Origin of the sequence: Micromonospora sp. WMMD712 (assembly GCF_029581295.1) — a bacterium.
Lineage (GTDB): Bacteria > Actinomycetota > Actinomycetes > Mycobacteriales > Micromonosporaceae > Micromonospora > Micromonospora carbonacea.
Genome location: NZ_CP120743.1, coordinates 3,719,478 through 3,740,988, shown reverse-complemented (window position 1 = coordinate 3,740,988; position 21,511 = coordinate 3,719,478). Strand labels below are relative to the sequence as shown.

The window sequence follows — 21,511 nt, the reverse complement described above, 5'->3', positions numbered from 1 at the left end:
TCGGTCCTCGGGCACTCCCGCCTCGGGCACTCCGGCCTCGGGCACGCGCCCGCTGGCGGCTCTCACGCCGGCGTCGCTCACGCCGGCGTCGCTCACGTCGGCAGGGGCGGCTGGTCGCGTCGCCGCCCGGCCCGGCCGGGCGGCCGGCGAATGCGGATCGGCTCGTCGACGCGGATCGGCTCGTCGACCAGGACCACCGGCTCCTCCGCCGCAGGCGCGTCGCCCCCGGCCATCTCCGCCAGTTGCTCGGCGTCGCCGTAGTCCAGCCGGTCGAACGGCAGTTGCCCCGGGATCTCCTCGACCGGCACCCAGGCGGCGGAACGTGGAGCCTCGGCCCGCTCGTCGTCCGTGGTCATCGCGGCCTCCTCACCTCGACGGTAGGTGACCGTCGATGCCGGGGCGGCCGAACGGCGCTATCCGGCCCGGTGCCCGTTTCGCCCGCCGGCGGGGCGAGGATCGCGGGGCCGCCGCCGGGGCGCGGGGTGCGAGGTGAGAAGGGGACCCCTCTCTACCGTATGCGTTAACAAGGGGCCCTTCCTTACCCGCTCAGCGGGCCGCGCGGACAGCGGCGTACGCGTCGACCAGGCCCGCCCCGCTGATGTTCGCGTCGCCGCCGCAGGCGTCGGCCGGCTTGCGGGAGGCGTACGTCGCCCCGGCCGGGACGGCGGTGTCGCGCAGGATCCGGCGGGTGCGCTCCAGGTCGCCGACCAGCGTCGGGTTCGCCGACCACATCAGCGCCACCACGCCCGCGACCTGCGGGGCGGCCATCGACGTGCCGTCGAGGGTGGCGTAGCCGCCGCCCGGCATCGCGGAGAGCACCCCCACGCCCGGGGCGACCACGTCCGGCTTCGCCGCGCCGGGCACCGGCCCCCGGCTGGAGAAGTCGGCGACCTGGCGCTCCCGGTCGGTCGCCCCGACGGTGAACACGTCCGGGTACGTCGCCGGCGGGTCCTCGATCGACCGGCAGTACGGCCCGGTGTTGCCGGCCGCCGCGACCACGAAGATGCCCGCGGCGTCCAGCGCGTCGGCCGCCGGCCGCAGCGCCGCCGGGTCGCAGCCCTCGATCGGCGGGCAGCCCCACGAGTTCGTCAGCACCTGGGGGGCCCGCTCGGGCCGCCCGTCGGTGAACGGGTCGCCGCCGGCCGGGAACGGGGCCAGCATGAACTGGAGGCAGTCGAGGTAGCGCGCCGGACTGCCGAGGTTGCGGTCGAGGTTGACGCAGCCGACCCAGCTCGCCCCGGGGGCCACCCCGATCCCGTCCCGCCCGACGGCGCTGCCCGTCGTGTGGGTGCCGTGGCCGCCCTGGTCGGTCGGCGCGCGGGTGTGGTCCCACGGGTCGTACCAGGAGTCGTCGCCGCCGCGGAAGCCGCCGGCCAGCGCCGGGTGCCGACCGTCCACCCCGGAGTCGGAGCTGCCCACCACGACGCCGGCCCCGGTGACCTCGAGCTGCGACCAGACCTGGTCGGCGCGGAGCAGGGAGACGTTCCACGCCGGCCCGGAGGGGGCCGCCTGGTCGCCCCGGCTGGTCGGCGCGGGGGCCGGCAGCGGGCGCAGCCGCTGGCTCAGCAGCACCCGGTCCACCTCCCGCCGGCCCGACAGCCAGGCGCGCACCGCCGGCCCGCCGTCCACCTCGATCGCGTTGACCAGGTAGTACGGCGTCGGGTCGAGCCCCAGCCGGGTCAGGTCGCGGCGCAGCCCCGCCTGGGTGCGTTCGGCGGTCTCCACCAGCCGCCGGTAGACCTCGCGGGCGCGGGCGTCCCGACCCGCCTGGCCCGTCCCGCCGGCGGGCACGCCGCTCAGGTCGGCCTGCTCGCGCAGCACCACGAGCAGCCGTTCGCCGTGCAGGCCGGGCTGGCCGGGGCCGAGGTGGACCAGCGCCGCCCCGGCGAGCAGCACGCCGACGGTCGCCACCGCCACCGGCCGGCTCGGCGCGTGCCCGTTCGGGCGGGCCAGCAGCACGCCGTACACGATCGCCAGGAGCGCGGCCACCGCGAGCCCGGCGGCGGCGGCGACCGCCACCCAGAACGGGACGTCGCGGGTGGCCGCCAGGAGCAGGGTGATCTCCTCCGGGTCGGCGAACGCCAGTGGCCCGAACGTGGCGAGCCCGACCAGCCAGCGCACGGGCGCGGGGCCGACCGGCCCGCCGGAGCGCAGCGCGGGCGTCTGGAGGGCGGCCAGCGCGAAGCCGAGCGGGGGCAGGGTCAGCAGGGCGGGCAGTTGCGCGCCGGACTGCCCGGTGCCGGCGGCGAGCAGCAGCAGCGTCACCCCGGCCACCAGGCCGCCGACCAGCACCAGCCGCGCCGGCCGGTGCGGCGGCCCGCCCGCGAGGTGCGCCCAGAACCGGGCGTCGAGCAGCACCCCGGCGAGGACGCCGACGGCCGCGGCGGCCGCCGCCGCGAGCACGGTCTCCAGCAGCCCGCCGAGCGCGCCGAACCAGGCCCAGGGCAGCAGCGTCGCCAGCCCGGCGGCCACCGCCAGCCAGGTCACGGCGGGTGGGGCCGCCGGAACGGTCCCGCGCGGACCGGCCGGGGCGGTGGGCGCGGTGGGCGCGGTGGGGTCGTGCGGGCGGTCGGGCCCGGCGGGGTCGTCCGGGTGGCCGGCCCCCGAGGGCGCGGCGGGGTGGTCCGGGCGGCCGGCGGCCGGCGGCGTCGGCGCGGGGCCCCGGACCAGCCGGGGCAGCACCACAGCGAGCAGGACCGCCGTCGCCGCCAGCGCGGCCAGGTACGCCTCGTGGTGCACCGGCGGCAGGGCGCGCAGGCCGGTGAGCGCGCCGAGGGCGAGCAGCCCGCCGAGCCAGGCCCGGCCGGTGGTCCGGACCGCCCCCGAGCGGGGCAGCAGGGCCAGCAACAGCGCCGGCACCCCGGCCAGCAGCACCGTCACGACGGCGACCACCGGCCACAGCCAGACCACCCGGTCCAGGCCGGTGGCGAGCCGGACCTGGTCGGCCAGCCAGCCGACCAGCTCGGCCGGCGCGACGACCGCGACCGTCCAGCACCCGGCCACCGCCGCCGCGACCACGGGCCACGGGCCGGGGCGGGCCGGCGGGACGGCCACGGGCGACAGAAAGGGACGACCTGCGTACGGACCGACCTCCATCCCCCGACAGTACGGCCGGATCACGACATGCCGTGCGGTGGCCACGGCGGTTACGGTGGACGGGTGCGTGACCCCAACGTCTCCCGAAGCGTCGCCGGCCAGCTCTCCCCGGCGCGCCGCGCCGCCGACCTGCGGCGACTGCGCGCCGAGCGGTTCGACGTCCTGGTGATCGGCGGTGGCGTCACCGGTGCCGGCGCGGCGCTGGACGCCGCCTCCCGGGGCCTCAAGGTGGCCCTGGTGGAGGCGCGCGACTTCGCCGCCGGCACCTCCAGCCGGTCCAGCAAGCTGATCCACGGCGGCCTGCGCTACCTGGAGCAGCTGGAGTTCCACCTGGTCCACGAGGCGCTCACCGAGCGGGGGCTGCTCGCCACCCGGCTCGCCCCGCACCTGGTCCGGCCGGTGCCGATCCTGGTCCCGCTGCCCGCCGGCAAGGGCGTGCGCGACCTGCCCGGCCGCACCTTCCGCCGCTCCTACTACGGCCTCGGCGTGGCCGCGTACGACGCGTTCGCCGGGCTGTTCGGGGGCGGGCGGGGGATGCCGCTGCACCGGCACCTCACCCGGGAGGGCGCGCGGCGGGTCTTCCCGAGCCTGCGCGCCGACGGCCTCGCCGGGGCGATCCGCTACTACGACGGGCAGGTCGACGACGCCCGGCTGGTGGTCACCCTGGCCCGCACCGCCGCCAGCCTGGGGGCGACGGTGGTCAGCAGCACCCGCGCCGTCGGCCTCGTCCGGCAGGCGCGCGAGGTGACCGGGGTCCGGGTCCGCGACCTGGAGGCGCCGCCCGGCTCACCGGACGCCGAGTTCGACGTACGCGCCCGCACGGTCGTCGCCGCCACCGGCGTGTGGACCGACGACATGTCGCGGATGCTCAACGACGTCGGGCTGCGCCGGGGCGTCCGGGTCCGGGCGTCGAAGGGGGTGCACCTGGTGGTGCCCCGCTCGGCGATCACCGGCGAGACGGGCCTGATCCTGCGCACCGCCACCAGCGTGCTGTTCGTCATCCCCTGGGGCGGGCACTGGATCATCGGCACCACCGACACCGACTGGCGGCTCGACCGGTCCCACCCGGCCGCGTCGGCCCGCGACATCGCCTACCTGCTGGAGCAGGTCAACACGGTGCTGGACCGGCCGCTGACCACCGACGACATCGAGGGCGTCTACGCCGGGCTGCGGCCGCTGCTGGCCGGCGAGGCGGACTCCACCTCCAAGCTGTCCCGGGAACACGCGGTGGTCGAGCCCATGCTCGGGCTGCTGCTCGTCGCCGGGGGCAAGTACACGACGTACCGGGTGATGGCCTCCGACGTGGTGGACCGCGCGGCCCGCCGGCTCGGCGGGGTCCGCCCGTCCCGCACGGCCGACCTGCCGCTGCTCGGCGCCGACGGGTACGCCGCGATGTGGCGGGACCGGGCCGACCTGGCCCGCCGGCACGGGGTGCCGGTCGGGGTGGTCGAGCACCTGCTGGAGCGGTACGGCACCCTCACCCTCGACCTGTTGGCGCTGGTCGACGCGGATCCGCTGCTCGCCTCCCCGCTGGCCGGCGCGCCGGAATACCTGGCGGCCGAGGTGACGTACGCGGCCCGCGCCGAGGGGGCGCTGCACCTGGAGGACGTGCTGACCCGGCGTACCCGGATCTCCTTCGAGACCGCCCACCGCGGCCTGGAGTCGGCCGAGCACACCGCCGAGCTGATGGGCGCGGTGCTGGGCTGGGACGCGGCGACCCGGGCGCGCGAGGTCGCGCACTACCGGGCCCGGGTGGAGGCGGAGCGGGAGTCCCAGCTCATGCCGGACGACGCGACGGCGGACGCGGCCCGGCTCGGCGCGCCCGACGTGCGGGGCTTCGCGGCGGACCGGGGCACCGACGGCGACCCGGTCGAACTCCCGTCGTCCCCCCGGTAGCCGAACCCTTACCGGAGGGCGGGCCACCCCTGACCGGCCGCTCGGCCGGTACCCGCCGGCACCATGATCGGGTACGTTCCGGCGCGTGATCCGCCCTTTCCGTGCGCGTTCGATCATCCCGGTGGCCGCCGGTGCCCTGCTCGCCGCGGCACTCGCCGCCTGCTCGGCGGTCGGGCCGGTCCGGCGGGCCGGCACGGCGACCGCCCCGCCGTCCGACGGGACGCCGGCATCCCCGGCCGGCGGCGCGGCGGCCGGCGGGTCGGCACGGGTGGAACTGGTGCAGAAGCACGGCCAGGACGGCCCGGTGCGGATGCTGACCGTCCTGCCCGACGGGCGGTGGGAGTGCAGCAACTGCGCCGGCGACGACGTCCGGTCGTCGGGGCAGCTCGACCCCGAGCGGACGCAGCGGCTGCGCGCGCTGCTCACCGACGAGCGGCTGGCCGCCGAGACCGACAAGGCCCGGGGCTACCGGGTGAGCTGCATCGACGCGCTGACGTCCGTGCTGGTCACCACGCCCGGCCCGATCACGATCGAGGACTGCCCGGGGGAGGACCGGCCGCCCCTCGGGTACGAGATCCTGCTGCTGCTCACCCAGGCCACCCCGGCGGAGGCCACCGCCTGACGGTATGTCCGAGGACCGCGTCAGAGCACCTTGCCGGGGTTGAACAGCCCCGCCGGGTCGAGCGCCGCCCTGATCGCCTGGTGCACCCGCACCCCGACCGGCCCGATCTCCTGGGCCAGCCAGTCCCGCTTGAGCAGCCCCACCCCGTGCTCGCCGGTGCAGGTGCCGCCCAGTTCCAGCCCAAGCCGCATGATCTCGTCGAACGCCCGCCGGCCCCGCTCCACGCTCGCCGGGTCGGCCCGGTCGACCACGATGTTCGGGTGCAGGTTGCCGTCGCCGGCGTGCCCCACCACCCCGATCGGCACGGCGCACTCCTCGGCGATGCGGGCCACCCCGTCCAGCAGCTCGGCGAGCGCCCCGCGCGGCACCGCCACGTCGTCGATGACCAGACCCCCGTTGCCGCCCGGGTACGCGTCGGCGGCGAACTTCTCCATCGCCGGGTGGGCCAGCCGCCGGGCCTGGAGCAGCGCCGCGGCCTCCACGGCGTCGGTGGCCGCGTACACCTCGTCGGCCCCGGCGTATTCGCACACCTCGGCGATGCGGGCCAGGTCGTCGGCGGCCCGCGACCCGGTGTCCACGGCGGCCAGCAGCAGCGCCTGCGCGTCGGTGTGCAGCCCCATCGGCTGGTACGCCTCGATGGCCCGCAGGTGGGTGCGGTCGAGCAGCTCCAGCAGGCTCGGGGTGAGGCCCTTCGCGGCGATCTGGGCCACCGCCGTGCCGGCGTCCGCCGTCGAGTCGAAGACGGCCACCAGGGTCAGCGACTCCTCCGGGGCGGGCCGCAGCGCGACGGTCACCTCCGTGATCACCCCGAGGGTGCCCTCCGAGCCGACGAAGAGCCGGGTCAGGTCGTAGCCGGCGACGCCCTTGGCGGTGCGCCGCCCGGTGCGCAGCACCTCGCCGGAGGCGAGCACCACCTCCAGGCCGAGCACGTACTCCGTGGTCACGCCGTACTTGACGCAGCACATGCCGCCCGCGTTGGTGGCCACGTTGCCGCCGATCGTCGACGACTCCCAGGAGCCCGGGTCCGGCGGATAGTAGAGCCCCTCCCGGCGCACCGCCCCGGCCAGCGCCGCGTTCACCACGCCGGGCTGGACCACGGCGATCCGGCCCACCGGGTCGATCTCCAGGATCCGGTCCATGGCCACCGTGCTCAGCACCACCGCGCCGTCCACCGCGTTCGCCGCGCCGGCCAGCCCGGTCCGCGCACCCTGCGGCACCACGGGTACGCCGTGCCGGGCCGCCGCCCGGACCACGCCGGCCACCTGGGCGGTGTCGCGCGGACGGACCACCACCAGTGGCGTGCCGGAGGCGCACAGGTCGGCCTCGTCCCGCTCGTGCATCCGCAGCAGGTCCGGGTCGGTCAGGACGGCGGCGTCACCGAGGAGGGCGCGCAGCTCAGCGAGGAGAGGGGATCCGGCCATGCAGGAGAGGTTAACCGGCGGCTAGGTTGGCGGCCATGCTGTACGTGGACCAGCCCCGCTGGCCGGCGCGCGGGCGACTCTGGTCCCACCTGATCAGCGACGCCTGCCTCGCCGAGCTGCACGTCTTCGCCGAGACGCTGGGCGTGCCCCGGCGCGCCTTCGACCGGGACCACTACGACATCCCCGCCGAGCGGTACCGGATGGCGGTGCACCTCGGCGCGCGGGTCGTCCCGAGCCGCGACCTGGTCCGCCTCCTGCGCGCGGCGAACCTGCGCCGCCCCAAGCACCTCCACCGCCCCAAGCACCTTCACCGCCCGGCTCCCTGAGCCCGGCGGCGCCGTTCTCCGCTCTACGCTGGTGCCGCGCCGGCACCTGCCCGACGACGCGTCGCCGGATGTCCGACGACGGAGCCGGGCAGGCCGCGCCGGCGCACCGGGGAAGCCCCCGCCCCCAGGTGTGGGAGCCGCGAGGCGGGGCCTTCCCGCCCGGTGTGGGCTCAGCTGGTCGTCAGGTCAGCTGGGCCCACATCCGTTTCCGGCCAGCGTCACCACGAGGCCCGCCGAGTAGGCGACGACCTTCAGTGCCAATGCCACCCACTCGCCGACCTCCCTCCACCGGTTGGCTTTGGTCCGCTGGTTTCCTCGCGGGCCCGAAGGCCCCTTACGGCGCATCGTCACTCGCGCCCCTCCCGAGATCGACGGGTCGGGGAAACGGTTCGTCCCCCGGCCGTCGGGACGATCCGCGCCCACCTCAATCCGGGGGTTGTGCCAGCCGGCGCGGTGACGGGCGGCGCAGCTCGTACCGAAGCTCGAACATCCGGTTGAACTGCCTCAGCACGTAGAGCAGTTGTGCCCCGTAGGTGCGCCTCTCTTCCGCGAGCCCGTACAGTTCGGCCCGGAGCTCCTCGTCGTACCGTGCCCGCTGGTCCGGCGGAAGGATCCGGACGATGAAGTCGACCATGCGTAACGCCTGCCTTCGCGGCTGAAGCTCGGCGTCGATCGGCGGGATGTCCTCGGCGAGGTGCGCCTCGGATCGTCCGAGATCCTCGGCGAGGTCGCGATCGAGGTGTACGCGGATCCCGACGTGCGCGAAGGTCCCGTACCCGCCGGTGAGGGCGAGTCGCAGGTCCTCGGCGCTGCGGCAGGCGAGATGGAAACACCGGACGAGGAAGCTGACCCGGGCGCTGTTGTCGCCCGTCCGCCACGCGGTTCCCTCGGCGAGGGCGAGAGTCCTGTCGAGTTCCCGGGTCAGGGCCTGGTCCAGATCGCACACCCGGCGGTAGGCGCGTCGGTCGTCGCGGTTCTCCAGGTCGTGAACGATGGCGATCACTTCGCGGTCCAGCCGGGCGATCTCGTCAGCCAACGGGCGACCTTCGGGAATCCGCTGCGCCAGGTCCTCGGAGAGGGCGGAGAGCACTTCGAGGTCGCGGGACAGGTGGTATGCGTGGAAGCTCATGCGAGCCCACCCGGGAGGGCCGGGTTCGCACCGCGGAAACGGCGGGCCTCGACCGCGGCCAGAGCGGTGCGCGCCTGCTGTGCGCCGTCCGGGCTCAGCCGGTAGTAGCGCCTGCGCGGCCGTCCGGCCCGATGCGGGTCGACGTTCTCCCAGTGGGACTCCAGCCAGCCCACCTTCTCGAGGCGGGCCAGGATCGGGTGGATGGTGCCGCTGGCCAGGTTGGCCTCCTCGCAGATCTGCAGGCCGTATCTCGCCTCGGCGGGCTTGTCCAGGAGGACCCGCAGCACCCGCTGTGTCGCCAGCGTCATCCGCACTTCCGATGTGGACATGGTCGTACTCTACCTAGCTACCTCTACCTCTAGCTAGCCCCCTCGGCGTCGCCCCCCGACCTCGGCGATCTTGCACTTTGGGCCCACCTCTTGGGGGTTTTCATACCTTATGTCGGGGCCGTAAGTGCAAGATCACGAAGAGGGAGTGGGGTCAGGGGGTGTGGGGGGTGGGGGGGTGAGGGTGGTTAGTTCGCGGGTGAGGTTGGTGTGGGCCCGGGGGGTCCAGTGGGTCTGCGGGTGGGGGTGGTGGTAGAGGGTGGGCAGGGACAGGAGGGAGCGCAGGATGCGCGCCCGGCCGCGGCGGAAGTCCCCGTCCGGCACGTGCGCGTACTCCCGGCGGATGGCGGCGGCATAGCGGTCGTACTCCTTGGGCGGCCCGGCCAGCACGGCCAGGTCGGCGTCGCAGAGCAACGCCCCGTCGCGGTCGTCGGCGGCGACCGCGTGCCCGGCGGTGAGCAGCACCAGCCGGCGCACCTCGGCCACCGCCGCCGGCGGCACCCCGAGCCCGGTGAGCAGCCCCTCGGCGAGATCGGCGCTGGCACGCTCGTTGGCGTCCCCGGCGGCGCGCGGGTCGTAGACCGCGTCGTGGCACCAGGCGGCGAGGCGGACCAGGTCCGGACGACCGGCGCAGCCGGCGTACGCGTCGACCACGTCGAGGACGGCGGCCAGGTGCCGGACCGTGTGGTAGTGGCGGTGCGGCTCCCGCCAGCGGGCCAGCAGCTCCTGCCCGGCGCGGGTCAGCGCGGGGCCGTCGGGTGCGCCGGCGCCCCGCACCGCCGCCCGCCACCGGGCCACCAGGCCGGCCCCCCGGCCGTCGTGCGGGACTGCCTCGCGGTCGTCGTCGGTGTCGGCCCCCCGGCCGTCGTGCGGGACTGCCTCGCGGTCGTCGTCGGTGTCGGCCCCCCGGCCGTCGTGCGGGACTGCCTCGCGGTCGTCGTCGGTGTCGGCCCCCCGGCCGTCGTGCGGGACTGCCTCGCGGTCGTCGTCGGTGTCGGCCCCCCGGCCGTCGTGCGGGACTGCCTCGCGGTCGTCGTCCGCCTCGGCCGCCCGGTCGTCGTGCGGGTCGGGCACCCGGGCATCGTCCAGCTCCGTCACCCGGCCGAGTCTGCCGCAGCGGGCGAGGATTCGCCGTCCCCGCTACGGGTAGTCCCCGCCATGGCCGTGGCCCGGGACCGCCGACCCTCGCTGCTGGGGCGCGCCACGATGCGCGACGGCAACGGCGGCGACGTCGACGCGCCACGGATCGCGGCGGCGATGGAACAGCTGCGCCACCGGGGCAAGGCCACGCTGCACGACCGGCTGCACCGGGTCCGGATGGCGCTCGGGCTGGCCGTCCAGGCCGGGCTGGCCGCGGCGCTGGCCTGGATCGTCTCCCACGAGCTGCTGCACAACCCGCAGCCGGTCTTCGCGCCGATCTCGGCGGTCGGCACCCTCGCCGCGTCGGTCGGCCAGCGGCTGCGGCGCACCGTCGAGCTGATCATCGGGGTGGCGGTCGGGGTGTTCCTCGGCGACGTGCTGATCTACTTCCTGGGCACCGGCGGTTGGCAGCTCGGGATGGTGGTGACGGCGGCGATCCTGCTGACCATCTTCTTCGGCGCGAGCGTGGCGATCGTCATCCAGGCCGCCGCGACGGCCGTGCTGATCGTCACGCTCAGCCCGTCCACCGAGAACCTGGAGATACCCCGCTTCGTGGACGCGTTCGTCGGCGGCGGGATCGCGCTGGTGGTGACGGCGATCCTGCTGCCGTTGAACCCGCTGCGGGTGATCAACCGGGCCGCCCGGCCGGCGCTCGACCTGCTCGCCGACCAGCTCGACGTGGCCGCCGCCGCGCTGCGCGACCGGGACCGCGACAGCGCCCAGGGCGCACTGGAGCGGCTCCGGGAGAACAAGGCGGAGCTGGCCACCTTCACGGAGGCGATCGAGGGCGCGAAGGAGACCAGCACCCTCTCCCCGGCCCGCTGGCACCGGCGCAGCGAGCTGACCCACTACGCCGAGGCGGCCGAGCCCATCGACCGGGCGATGCGCAACAGCGGCACCCTGATCCGGCGCTCGGTCACCATGATCGAGGACGGCGAGCCGGTGCCCGGCCCCATGCCCGACGCGGTGGGCCACCTCGCGGAGGCGGTCCGCCTGCTCCGCCACGAGTTCGCCGTCGGGGCGGAGCCGGAGAAGGCCCGGGAACGGTCCCTGCGCGCGGTCAGCGAGGCTGGCCGGGCGTACGAGCAGGGGGTCGGATTCTCCGGCAGCGTGGTGGTCGCGCAGGTGCGGACCACCGCCAGCGACCTGCTGGTGGCCTCGGGCATCGAGCAGCAGGAGGCGAACCGGCTGGTCCGGGAGTCCTTCGGCGAGCAGGAGAAGCCGGCCCCGGAGGCGGACGAAGGCGAGCCCGGCCCCCGCAGGTCGCCCGCCGCCCCGTCCGTCGGCTGAGCGGCCGGCCCGCGCTCAGCCCCGCCCCGTCCGTCGGCTGAGCGGCCGGGCCGCGCTCAGCCCCGCCCCGTCCGTCGGCTGAGCGGCCGGGCCGCGCTCAGCCCCGCCCCGTCCGTCGGCTGAGCGGCCGGGCCGCGCCGCGCTCAGCCCCGCCGACCGGGTCAGCCCAGCTCGGCGAGGGCGGCCAGCAGGCGGTCGACGTCCCGCGCCGTGCTGCCCAGGCCGAGGCTCGCCCGCAGGGCGGTCGGCGGCAGGTCCGCCCGGCCGCTGCGGGCCGCCGCCTCGGCGAGCAGCCGCCGGGCCAGCGGGTGTGCGCAGAACAGCCCGTCGCGGACCCCGACGTCGTGCCGGGCCGCCAGCTCCGCAGCCACCTCGCCCGAGTCCCGGCCGGCGACGACGAACGAGACGATGCCGACGCGGGGCGCGTCCGGGCCGAAGGTACGCAGCTCCACCACGTGCGGCAGGGCGGCCAGGCCCTGCCGGAGCCGGGCCAGCAGGGCCTGCTCCCGGGCGTGCAGCTCGTCCCGGTCGGCCTCGGTGAGGGCCGCGCAGACCGCCGCGAGGGCGACGGCGCCGAGCAGGTTGGGGGTGCCCGCCTCGTGCCGGGCCGGGCCGGCGGCCCAGCGCACCTCGTGCGTGGCGTCCCCGACGTGGCTGGTCGCGCCCCCACCCGCCAGGTACGGCGGGGCCGCGTCGAGCCAGTCGCCCCGCCCGAGCAGCACCCCCGCGCCGAACGGCGCGTACAGCTTGTGCCCGGAGACCGCCAGGTAGTCGACGCCCAGCGCGGCGACGTCGACCGGGGTGTGCGGGGCGAGCTGGGCGGCGTCCACGGCGATCCGGGCGGCGTGCCGGCGGGCGACGGCCGCCAGCTCGGCCACCGGCCAGCGTTCCCCGGTCACGTTGCTCGCCCCGGTGACCGCCACCAGCACCGGCGGGCCGGCGGGGCGGCTCGGGCCCCCGGCCCCCGGCGTCGCGTCCCGGCGCAGCTCGGTCAGCGCCGCGTCCAGGGCCCGGACCGCCTCGCCTGGGCCCGCCGGCACGGGCAGCCGCACCGAGCCGCGCGGCCAGGGCAGCAGGTTGGCGTGGTGCTCGCCGGCGAACGTCACCACCGTCGTCCCGGTGGGCAGGGTGCGGGCCAGCAGGTTCAACGCGTCCGTCGTGTTGCGGGTGAAGATCACGTGGTCGCCGGGACGGGCGCCGAAGAAGTCGCCTACGGTCTGCCGGGCCCGCTCGTAGGCGAGGGTGCAGCGCCGCGACAGCGCGCCCGCGCCCCGGTGCACGCTGGCGTACCAGGGGAGCAGCTCGGCCACGGCGTCGGCCGCCGCCCGCGCGCACGGCGCGCTGGCCGCGTGGTCCAGGTTGGTCTGGCCCGGCACGCCGAGCACGTCGAGCGGCCGCGACGACGCCGGCGCGGTCCGCGCGGGCAGCGGGGCGGGCGGGGGTACGAGGGTGACGGTCATGCCGACCTCCGGGTCCGGGGACCCCGGGTGACGCCACCGGAGACGGGGTCCGCGCTTGCCCAGCGCCGGACGGGGCTGGGCCCGGTCATCACCCGGGGCACCCCACCGCGAACTCGACGAGGGTTGCCGGCCAGCAAGCCGGGGCTTGACGCTGGCGCTCGTGACCTGACGACAGGATAACGGTCGGCGGATGCGCCCGGAACGGGCGGCGGGGGGTGACTACGCTGACAGAATGGCCGACACCCCACCCGGCGGCGCGCCGGTGCCGCCGTGGACCGCGCCCGACGTCCCCGCGCCGCCCGGCGGGTCCGCCCCCCGGATGCCGCTGCGCCGGCTGGGCTGGCGACGGTTCCTGGTGCTGGCCCTGGTGGTGCTGCTGATCGCGGCGTGCGCGGTCTACATGCTCTTCGTGCTCGGGTCCAACCTCGGGCCGCAGGCGCTGCTGATCGGGGTGGTCGCCGCGATCCTGCCGGTGCCGGTGCTGGTCTCCTGCTTCCTGTGGCTCGACCGGTACGAGCCGGAGCCGCTGAAATACCTGATCTTCTGCTTCGCGTGGGGCGCGTTCGTCTCGACGGCCGCCTCGCTGACCGTGAACGAGTTCTTCGCCGCCCGGTTCGCCGACTGGGGGCTGCCGAACGCCCTCACCGGCGTGCTCGTCGCGCCGTTCATCGAGGAGCTGACGAAGGCGCTCGGGCCCATCCTGCTGCTGATCTTCCGCCGCCGCGAGTGGTCCGGCATCACCGACGGCCTGGTCTACTGCGGGCTGTCGGCGGTCGGCTTCGCCATGGTGGAGAACATCCTCTACCTCGGCGGCTACGGCTACGCCTCCGGCGTCGACGAGTACGGCCCGGCCACCGGCGCGCGGCAGGTCATCGCGATCTTCATCGTCCGGATCCTGCTGTTCGGGTTCGCGCACCCGCTGTTCACCTCGATGACCGGGGTGGGGCTCGGCATCGCCGCCCGCACGGCCGACCGGCGGGTGCGGTTCCTCGCCCCGCTCGCCGGCCTGCTGCTGGCGATGATGCTGCACGGCACCTGGAACCTGCTGCCGTCGCTGGCCCAGGCCACCGGCCAGGCCATGATCGCCCTGTACGGCTACCTGGGCGTGATGGTGCCGATCTTCTTCGCCATGGTCGGGTTGGCCATCTGGCTGCGCGGCTGGGAGGGGCGGCTGACCGAACGCACCCTGCCCGACTACGTGCGGGCCGGCTGGCTCACCCCGCCCGAGGTGGCGTCGCTGGGCAGCCTCGGCCGGCGGCACGCGGCCCGCACCTGGGCCCGTCGGGTGGCCGGCGACGCGGGCCTCAGGGCGATGCGGGGATACCAGTTCTCTGCCACCCGGCTGGCGCTGCTGCGCGACGGGATGCGCCGGGGGCTGGACCGCCGGCCCGCCGACCGGGAACGGACGATCAGGGAGGAACGGGAGCTGCTGGACGCGCTCACCGCGTACCGGTCGTTCTTCGTCGGACGGGACCCGCAGGCGCCCGTCGGCAGCTGGGACGGCCACCGCTACCACCTGCGGTTCCCCGACGGCTCGCAGCGCGCCGTCGACGCGCCGGACGAGCCGGTCGTGCCGATCCCGGTGGTGCTCGTCCCGCCGCCCCCGCCACCGGCCCACCCGGCGGGCTACGGCCCACCCGGCTGGTACGGCCCTCACCAGCCCCCGCCCTGGCCGCCACGGATGGGCTGACGCCGGGCGTGTGCGGGGTGGGCGGGCGGCCGGGCACGGGCGGGTGTGCGGGCGGGCCCGGCACGGGCTGACGGCCCGGCACGGGCTGACGGCCCGGCGTGTGCGGGTGTGCGGACGGCCCGTTCAGGTCGTCAGGCCGGTGAGGAAGTCGCCCATGCCCTGCGCCATCGCCATCAGGCCCCCGCCGACCGACCTGCACACCTGCGCCGCGCCGTCCGGCCGGAACGCCACGAAGTAGATCAGGAACGCGACGCCGCCCCAGAGGAACACCTTTTTCCAGAACACCGGCACACGCTCCCCTCCCCAGGGTGCTGGACGTGCCTGGCTTCCCGTCGCGGACGGCCGCAAACGAAGCAGCCCCCGCCAGGCCGCGCACGGTGCGCCCCGGGGGAGGAGTGTCAAGAGGGGCCCCCTGCTATGCAGAAAGCGTTAACAGGGGGCCCTTCCTTACAGGTAGAGGCCGGTGGAGCCGGTGGTCTCCGCCTCGACGCGTTCGGCGGCCACGGCGTGCACGTCCCGCTCGCGCAGCAGCACGTAGCCCCGGCCCTGGAGCTCGACCTCGGAGCGGTCGTCGGGGTCGAAGAGGACCCGGTCGCCGGAGACGATCGAGCGGACGTGGGGACCCACGCCGACGGCGGTCGCCCAGGCGAGGCGCTTGCCGACGGCGGCGGTCGCCGGGATCACGATGCCGGCGGTGGAGCGGCGCTCACCCTCGCTCCCCTCCAACCGCACCAGCACCCGGTCGTGCAGCAGGCGGATCGGCAGGCCGGAGTCGAGGCTGTCATCGGCGGTCACGACGGGAACGGTACCGCGTCCCCGCAGACCGGTCCGCCGGTGGTTACGGGGTCGAGCCCCAGGGCAATGTTGGCGCAACCGCCCTAGGCTGGGCCGGTCGGACGTATCCTGTCCACCCCTGTCGTCTGGGCGGGCGGGTTCTGCTGCGGGAGGTGCGCTTGAGCCGCTTCGAGCGGGTGTGGGGACGGCTGCACCGCGCGTACGAGTCGGGACGGGACGCGGTGCGGCAGGCCCGCGCCGACCCGACCGGGCGGGCCGACGTGACGGGCCGCCGGGCGTCGCCCGGCAGCGTCGACGCCTCGGCCGGGGCGGGGGTGGCCTCGCCCCGCTCGCCGGGGCCGGTGGCCCCGCCGTCGGCGGTCGTGGTCGGTGCCGAGCCGCCCGCCGCGCTGCACAACTCCACCTCCAGCCGCGACGACGCGGACGTGCCGCACGCGCTGCGCATCGCGGCCGCGTGGTCGTGGCGGCTGATCGTCATCGGCGTCGTGTTCTGGGCGCTGCTGAAGATCGTCGCCACCGTCAGCATCGTGATCATCCCGCTGGCCATCGCCATGCTGCTCTCGGCGCTGCTCGCGCCGGCCGTGGGCTGGCTGCTGCGGGCGCGTTTCCCCCGTTCGCTGGCGACGGCCGTGGTGCTGGTCGGCGGCCTGGCGGCCGTGGTCGGCACGCTGACGCTGGTGGTCAACGAGTTCATCAAGGGCGTGCCGGAGCTGAGCAAGAAGTCCTCCGAGGGCGTGCGGCAGATCCAGGACTGGCTCAAGACCGGCCCGCTGCACCTGTCGGACAGCCAGCTCGACCGGTACATCGAGGAGGCCCAGTCCTGGATCAACAACAACACCGAGCGGTTCACCAGCGGGGCGGTCTCCACCGCGGCGACCCTGGCCGAGGTGCTCACCGGCATCGTGCTGGTGCTCTTCGCCACGTTCTTCTTCCTGCGTGACGGCAGCCGGATCTGGCGGTTCCTGGTGCGGCTGCTGCCGGTGGCGGCCCGGTGGAAGGTCGACGACGCCGGCCGGGCGTCCTGGGAGACGCTGGGCGCCTACGTGCGGGCCACGGTGCTGGTCGCGTTCATCGACGCGGTCGGCATCGGCACCTTCCTGGTGATCTTCGACATCCCGTTCGCGTTCCCGCTGGCGGCGCTGGTCTTCCTCGGCGCGTTCATCCCGATCGTCGGGGCCGCGCTCTCCGGTGGGGTCGCGGTGCTGGTGGCGCTGGTCGACAGCGGCCCGGTCACCGCCCTGATCATCCTCGGCGTGGTGATCGGCGTGCAGCAGGTCGAGGGGCACGTGCTCCAGCCGCTGATCATGGGCCGGGCGGTGGCCATCCACCCGCTCGCGGTGATCATCGGCATCGCGGCGGGCGTGGTGCTCGCCGGGATCACCGGCGCGCTGGTGTCGGTGCCGCTGATCGCGGTGCTCAACACGGCCGTCCGCCGGCTCGCCGCGCGGACGGTGCCGGACACCCCGCCCGACGCCGTGGTGGTCGCCTCGCAGGCACCCTGACCGGCCGGCGGGCGAACGACAGCCAGCCCCGCCGGCCCGGCCGCGTCACGACCTGCCGAGCCGCTCCAGCGCCCCCCGGGCCACCTCCGGGCGCGTCGTGTACCAGAACGGGGGCAGCGAGCGGCGCAGGAACGGGCCGTAGCCCCGGGCCGTCTCCAGCCGCGAGTCGAGCACCGCGACCACGCCCCGGTCACCGGTGGCCCGGATCAGCCGGCCCACCCCCTGCGCCAGCCGGACCGCCGCGATCGGCACGCTGACGGCGGAGAACCCGGAGCCGCCGCCCGCGTCCACGGCGGCGGCGCGGGCCGCCGCGAGCGGCTCGTCCGGCCGGGGGAACGGCAGCCGGTCGATCACGACGAGCTGGCAGGAGTCGCCCGGCACGTCGACCCCCTGCCACAGCGACATCACGCCGAACAGACAGCTCGACTGCTCCTCGCGGAACCGGCGCACCAGCAGCGGCAGTGACTCCTCGCCCTGGAGCAGGACCGGCAGGTCGGTCTTCGCGCGCAGCAGCTCCGCCGCCTGCTGCGCGGCCCGCCGGGAGGAGAACAACCCGAGGGTACGCCCACCCAGCGCCCCGACCAGCGCCAGCAGCTCCTCGCCGGCCGCGTCGGGCAGCCCGGAGGCGGCGGGGCGGGGCAGGTGCGCCGCCACGTAGAGGATGCCCTGCCGGGCGTAGTCGAACGGGGAGCCGACGTCGAGCGACCGCCAGCCCGGCCCCTCCGTGGCGGGCACGGTGCCGGTGGTGGGGCGGCTGCCCGAGGCGGCGGCCACCGGCGTCGCGCCGGCCGGGGCGTCCCCCCGGGCGGTGGCGGCGGCCAGCGCGGCGGCGGCCGGGGACGGCGGGGCGGGCGGCGGCGCCTCCAGCCCCAGCGCCCGGGCCACCGTGTCGAACCGGCCGCCCAGCGCCAGGGTCGCCGAGGTGGCGACGACGGTGCGCTCGTCGTAGAGGTGGGCGGCGAGGGTGCCGGCGACCGACAGCGGGGCCACCACCAGGGCCCGGCGGCTGCCGTTGTCGGGCTTCTCCACCCACGCCACGTCGTGCTCGGACTCCTCCAGCAGCCGTTGGGCGGTGGCCGACAGCTCGTCGAGCACCGCCTTGGCCTGCTGCTTGCGGACCGGGTCCGGGTCGTCGGACTTGACCTCGCCGATCGCGTCGAGCGCGGCCCGGGTGGCGGCGTCGAGCAGGGTGCACGCCTCGCGCAGCGGGCCGGGCAGCCCGGCGGTGAGGCGGCCGGCGGGCACCTCGGCCAGCCCGACGGCGAGCGCGTCGCCGGCCTCGGTGAGCCGCTCGGCGACCTCCGGACGCAGCAGCGGCCGGGCCCGCCGGGTGGACCGGTCGATCAGCTCCGGCACCAGCTCGGCCTGGGCCGCCGAGGAGACCCGGTCGGCCAGCTCGTGCGCCTCGTCGACGATCAGCAGCTTGTGCGGCGGCACGATGTGCCGGCCGGCGATCATGTCGACGGCGAGCAGGCTGTGGTTGGTCACCACGATGTCGGCCTCGCGGGCGCGGGCCCGGGACGCCTCGGCGAAGCACTCCGCGCCGAACGGGCAGCGGGATGCCCCCACGCACTCCCGGGCCGGCATCGACACCAGCCGCCAGGCCAGGTCGTCGACGCCCGGGTCCAGCTCGTCGCGGTCGCCGGTGTCGGTCTCCATCGCCCAGTCGCGCAGCCGCTCGATCTGCTTGCCGAGCCGGCCCGCCTCGCCGAGCCACCTCCCGCCCCCGCCGCCCGACCGGGGCTCGACGGCGTCGAACAGGGTGTCCGCCGGCTCGTCCTCCGTCGAGTTGTCCAGCCGGGCCAGGCACAGGTAGTGGTGGCGGCCCTTGAGCACGGCGAAGGTGGGCCGGCGGCCGAGCACGGGCTCCACGGCCTCGGCGAGCCGGGGCAGGTCGTGCTCGACGAGCTGGGACTGCAACGCCAGGGTCGCGGTGGAGACCACCACCGGGCCGTCCACGGTGAGGGCCGGGGCCAGGTAGCCCAGCGACTTGCCGGTGCCGGTGCCGGCCTGCACCAGCAGGTGCTCGCCGGAGGCCACGCACTCGGAGATCGCCGTGGCCATCTGCTGCTGGCCGGGGCGGGCCGCGCCGCCGGGGACCGCGCCGACCGCGGCGGCGAGCAGCTCACCGGCGTCGGCCCGCTTGCCGCGCCGCCGGGCGGAGGTGCGGGGGAGGGCGGAACCGGGAGCGGTGCGCGGCGGAGTCACCGTGCGAAGGTACCCGCCGCCGCCGACACCGGTCCGCCCCCGCCCCGCGTGGCGGGGTCACCGTACGAAATCTCCCGGCATCGATTCCGTTACTTCCCCCCGCGCGACGGGTGGGCGGAATCGACTAGGGTGCGACTCATGCCGAGCGACGTGGTCCGCGTGATCTACCGCAAGTACGACGGCAGAGCCCACCGCGACTACCCGGCCCGCCGCCTGGCCACGGACGATCTCGGCGTGTGGCTCGGCGTGCCGGCCGGCACCGAGTCCATCTACCACGGCCAGCCGTCGGTCGAGCAGATCCCCTTCGTCCTGCTGGTGCCGCACCACGCCTGGTGGACGTGCATGTTCAACCCGCCGCCGCGCACGAGCGAGGTCTACTGCGACATCGCCACCCCGGCCCGCTGGGAGGGCGACGACACCGTCCACCTGTTCGACCTCGACCTCGACGTGGTGCGCCGCCGGGGCACCGGCCTGGTCGAGCTGCGCGACGAGGACGAGTTCGCCGAGCACCGCGAGCAGTTCGGCTACCCCGACGACCTGGTGGCCGAGGCGGAGACCGCCTCCCGCTGGCTGCTGGGCGTGCTCGGCGACGGCAGCGAGCCGTTCGCCACGGCGTACCGGAAGTGGCTGGCCCTGGTGGTCTGAGCCCGGCCCGCCCGCGGCCCGCCGCCGCCGACCGCGAACGTGACACCGCGCCCGACGGGCGGGAGTGGCCGGGGTAGGTGATGATCCAGTCATGAGCGGGTTCGATGGTGCGCGGTCGGCTGCCGGCCGCGCGGTCCGGGACGTCGTGCCGCCCCACGGGGCGACGATGCGGGAGTTGCTGCGGGTGGGCGGGGGCACCGTCGACCTGGCGGCGATCGACCCCCGGTCGACGCCGGGGCTGCCGCCGGTCGCCGCCGAGGGCGACGGGGGCCGCAAGGCGTGGGCGCGGGAGCAGGTGCGGTTGCTCGGCGCGGCCCTGGGGCGGCAGCAGGAGATGCTGTACGCCGGCGCGCAGGCCGCCGCAGGTCGGGGCGCGCCCGCCGGCCCTACCGCGACGGCCGACGCCGCACCGGGGCGGGGCCGGCCCGACCGGGTGCTGCTGGTGTTGCAGGCCATGGACTGCGGCGGCAAGGACGGCACGATCCGGCGGGTCGCCGGGGCGATGAACCCGCTCGGGCTGCACATCCGGTCGTTCGGGCCGCCGACGCCGCGGGAGCGGCGGCGCGGCTTCCTGTGGCGGATCCGCCGGGCCCTGCCACCGTCCGGCTACGTCGGGGTCTTCAACCGGTCGCACTACGAGGACGTGCTGATCGCCCGGGTGGAGTCGCTCGTGTCGGAGGCCACCTGGCGGGCCCGGTACGACCAGATCAACGCCTTCGAGCGGGAGCTGACCGGCTCCGGGGTGCGGCTGCTCAAGGTCATGCTGCACATCTCGTACGCGGAGCAGGGCGAGCGGCTGCTGGCCCGGCTGACCGACCCGACGAAGCACTGGAAGTACCACCCGAGCGACCTGGACTCCCGGGCCCGCTGGGGCGACTACCAGGCCGCGTACGCCGAGGCCCTGAGCCGGTGCGGCACGGACGCCGCGCCGTGGCACGTGGTGCCGGCCGACCGGAAGTGGTACCGCGACTGGGCGGTGGCGCACCTGCTGCGGGAGACGTTCGACGACCTGGATCTCGGGTATCCGCCGGCGGACTTCGACGTGGCGGCGGAGCGCAGGCGGCTGCGCGGCGGCTGACCGGCCGGTTTCGCGGCGGCTGACCGGCGGTGAGCTGGCCGGGCGTCGTCCGGCGGTCGGCCGGCGCTCGTGGGCCGGTGCCCGGTGGTTGCGGGCCGGGTGCCCGGTTCCAGGTGAACGACAGGTGAACTACCAGTAAATGGCGGCTGGCCAGGGGTGGGCCGACGAATTCGCGGCCCGGCCGTTTCCTAGCATTCCCGTTGCAGGCACCCCCGGGGCGTCCGCCACCCTTCCACCGACACGACGAGGTCCAGGCTGTGAAGTTTTCCTTCCGCCCCACCGAGGGCGCCTTCTACGAGCTCTTCACCAGGGCCGCGCAGAACCTGGTGCGGGGCACCGAGCTGCTCAACGAGCTGGCCCTGCCGGGCGTGGACGTGCAGTCGGTGAGCGAGCGGCTGACCGAGGTCGAGCACGACAGCGACCAGATCACCCACGACCTCTACAAGAAGATCAACTCCACCTTCATCACCCCGTTCGACCGGGAGGACATCTACCGGCTGGGGTCGCTGCTCGACGACGTGATGGACCACCTGGAGGCCGTGGGCAACCTGCTCTACCTCTACGGGCTGACCAAGCTGCCGGCGCTCCCGCGCGAGCTGCACGAGCTGGTCAACGTGCTGGACCAGCAGGCGAAGCTGACCGCCGAGGCGATGCCCCGGCTCAAGTCGATGAAGGACCTCGAGGACTACTGGATCGAGTGCAACCGGCTGGAGAACGACGGCGACCAGGCGTACCGGATGCTGCTGGTCCGCCTCTTCTCCGGCGAGTACGACGCGCTCACGGTGCTCAAGATGAAGGAGGTCGCCGACGAGCTGGAGGCCGCCTGCGACGCCTTCGAGCACGTGGCCAACACCGTCGAGACCATCGCGGTCAAGGAGTCCTGATCC

General features: G+C 75.7%; 19 protein-coding genes and 1 riboswitch. Of the genes, 9 read left to right on the top strand and 10 right to left on the bottom strand.

The window, feature by feature from the left end; all coding sequences use genetic code 11:
- Nucleotides 1-92 precede the first annotated feature (92 nt).
- Entirely contained in the window at nt 93-356 is a 264-nt protein-coding gene (locus tag O7633_RS16055; RefSeq protein ID WP_074472364.1) for a hypothetical protein, read from the bottom strand.
- Between the two features lie 190 nt (nt 357-546).
- On the bottom strand, nt 547-3,096 hold the full coding sequence (locus tag O7633_RS16050; RefSeq protein WP_282328352.1) for a S8 family serine peptidase: 2,550 nt from the start codon (nt 3,094-3,096) through the stop codon (nt 547-549).
- 27 nt (nt 3,097-3,123) lie between these two features.
- On the opposite strand from O7633_RS16050, the gene O7633_RS16045 reads away from it, so the two are divergent.
- Together O7633_RS16045 and O7633_RS16040 are read left to right on the top strand one after the other, a co-directional pair.
- Entirely contained in the window at nt 3,124-4,992 is a 1,869-nt protein-coding gene (locus O7633_RS16045) for a glycerol-3-phosphate dehydrogenase/oxidase (protein ID WP_278129669.1), read from the top strand.
- An 85-nt stretch (nt 4,993-5,077) separates the two neighbouring features.
- Complete coding sequence (locus tag O7633_RS16040) at nt 5,078-5,614, top strand: hypothetical protein (protein WP_282328351.1); 537 nt, start codon at nt 5,078-5,080, stop codon at nt 5,612-5,614.
- 20 nt (nt 5,615-5,634) lie between these two features.
- Here the strand turns inward: O7633_RS16040 and O7633_RS16035 are convergent, their stop codons facing one another.
- Nucleotides 5,635-7,035 (bottom strand): FAD-linked oxidase C-terminal domain-containing protein, encoded by a 1,401-nt coding sequence (locus O7633_RS16035; protein ID WP_282328350.1) that lies wholly within the window; start codon nt 7,033-7,035, stop codon nt 5,635-5,637.
- Between the two features lie 35 nt (nt 7,036-7,070).
- Between O7633_RS16035 and O7633_RS16030 the strand changes: the two genes are divergently transcribed.
- The gene (locus O7633_RS16030) at nt 7,071-7,361 is read left to right on the top strand and encodes a DUF4031 domain-containing protein (protein ID WP_278129665.1); all 291 of its coding nucleotides are present in this window, start codon (nt 7,071-7,073) and stop codon (nt 7,359-7,361) included.
- 424 nt (nt 7,362-7,785) lie between these two features.
- Here the strand turns inward: O7633_RS16030 and O7633_RS16025 are convergent, their stop codons facing one another.
- The 3 genes from O7633_RS16025 to O7633_RS16015 all read right to left on the bottom strand — a co-directional run bounded on the left by O7633_RS16025 (nt 7,786) and on the right by O7633_RS16015 (nt 9,914).
- On the bottom strand, nt 7,786-8,490 hold the full coding sequence (locus tag O7633_RS16025) for a hypothetical protein (protein WP_278129664.1): 705 nt from the start codon (nt 8,488-8,490) through the stop codon (nt 7,786-7,788).
- Nucleotides 8,487-8,819 carry a helix-turn-helix transcriptional regulator gene (locus tag O7633_RS16020; protein WP_246384172.1) on the bottom strand — a complete coding sequence of 111 codons (333 nt, stop codon included), beginning with the start codon at nt 8,817-8,819 and terminating at the stop codon, nt 8,487-8,489. Before O7633_RS16020 ends, O7633_RS16025 begins: the two co-directional genes overlap by 4 nt.
- A gap of 132 nt (nt 8,820-8,951) precedes the next feature.
- Entirely contained in the window at nt 8,952-9,914 is a 963-nt protein-coding gene (locus tag O7633_RS16015) for a hypothetical protein (RefSeq protein WP_348776331.1), read from the bottom strand.
- Between the two features lie 108 nt (nt 9,915-10,022).
- On the opposite strand from O7633_RS16015, the gene O7633_RS16010 reads away from it, so the two are divergent.
- On the top strand, nt 10,023-11,246 hold the full coding sequence (locus O7633_RS16010; RefSeq protein WP_278136265.1) for an FUSC family protein: 1,224 nt from the start codon (nt 10,023-10,025) through the stop codon (nt 11,244-11,246).
- Between the two features lie 161 nt (nt 11,247-11,407).
- Here O7633_RS16010 and O7633_RS16005 read toward each other — a convergent pair whose 3' ends face one another.
- Nucleotides 11,408-12,706: an aminotransferase class V-fold PLP-dependent enzyme gene (locus tag O7633_RS16005; protein ID WP_282328349.1), complete on the bottom strand. Its 1,299-nt coding sequence runs from the start codon at nt 12,704-12,706 to the stop codon at nt 11,408-11,410.
- A gap of 46 nt (nt 12,707-12,752) precedes the next feature.
- A riboswitch (SAM riboswitch) is annotated at nt 12,753-12,872 on the bottom strand.
- 24 nt (nt 12,873-12,896) lie between these two features.
- Between O7633_RS16005 and O7633_RS16000 the strand changes: the two genes are divergently transcribed.
- On the top strand, nt 12,897-14,396 hold the full coding sequence (locus O7633_RS16000) for a PrsW family intramembrane metalloprotease (RefSeq protein ID WP_282328348.1): 1,500 nt from the start codon (nt 12,897-12,899) through the stop codon (nt 14,394-14,396).
- Between the two features lie 123 nt (nt 14,397-14,519).
- On the opposite strand, the gene O7633_RS15995 is transcribed toward O7633_RS16000, so the two are convergent.
- Together O7633_RS15995 and O7633_RS15990 are read right to left on the bottom strand one after the other, a co-directional pair.
- Nucleotides 14,520-14,681: a hypothetical protein gene (locus O7633_RS15995; RefSeq protein WP_176734729.1), complete on the bottom strand. Its 162-nt coding sequence runs from the start codon at nt 14,679-14,681 to the stop codon at nt 14,520-14,522.
- Nucleotides 14,682-14,843: 162 nt separating this feature from the next.
- Nucleotides 14,844-15,191, bottom strand: a complete 348-nt coding sequence (locus O7633_RS15990; protein WP_178067867.1) for a co-chaperone GroES — start codon at nt 15,189-15,191, stop codon at nt 14,844-14,846.
- A gap of 125 nt (nt 15,192-15,316) precedes the next feature.
- Here O7633_RS15990 and O7633_RS15985 point away from each other — a divergent pair, with 125 nt between their 5' ends.
- Nucleotides 15,317-16,693, top strand: a complete 1,377-nt coding sequence (locus O7633_RS15985; protein ID WP_348776338.1) for an AI-2E family transporter — start codon at nt 15,317-15,319, stop codon at nt 16,691-16,693.
- Nucleotides 16,694-16,738: 45 nt separating this feature from the next.
- Here O7633_RS15985 and O7633_RS15980 read toward each other — a convergent pair whose 3' ends face one another.
- Complete coding sequence (locus O7633_RS15980) at nt 16,739-18,901, bottom strand: ATP-dependent DNA helicase (protein ID WP_282328346.1); 2,163 nt, start codon at nt 18,899-18,901, stop codon at nt 16,739-16,741.
- A gap of 138 nt (nt 18,902-19,039) precedes the next feature.
- Between O7633_RS15980 and O7633_RS15975 the strand changes: the two genes are divergently transcribed.
- The 3 genes from O7633_RS15975 (at nt 19,040) to O7633_RS15965 (ending at nt 21,508) form a co-directional block, all read left to right on the top strand.
- A complete protein-coding gene (locus O7633_RS15975) occupies nt 19,040-19,546 on the top strand; it encodes a DUF402 domain-containing protein (protein ID WP_178066558.1) in 507 nt (168 codons plus the stop codon).
- A gap of 166 nt (nt 19,547-19,712) precedes the next feature.
- A complete protein-coding gene (locus tag O7633_RS15970) occupies nt 19,713-20,624 on the top strand; it encodes a PPK2 family polyphosphate kinase (protein ID WP_282328573.1) in 912 nt (303 codons plus the stop codon).
- 257 nt (nt 20,625-20,881) lie between these two features.
- A complete protein-coding gene (locus tag O7633_RS15965) occupies nt 20,882-21,508 on the top strand; it encodes a DUF47 family protein (protein WP_043965192.1) in 627 nt (208 codons plus the stop codon).
- The last annotated feature ends 3 nt before the right edge of the window (nt 21,509-21,511 follow it).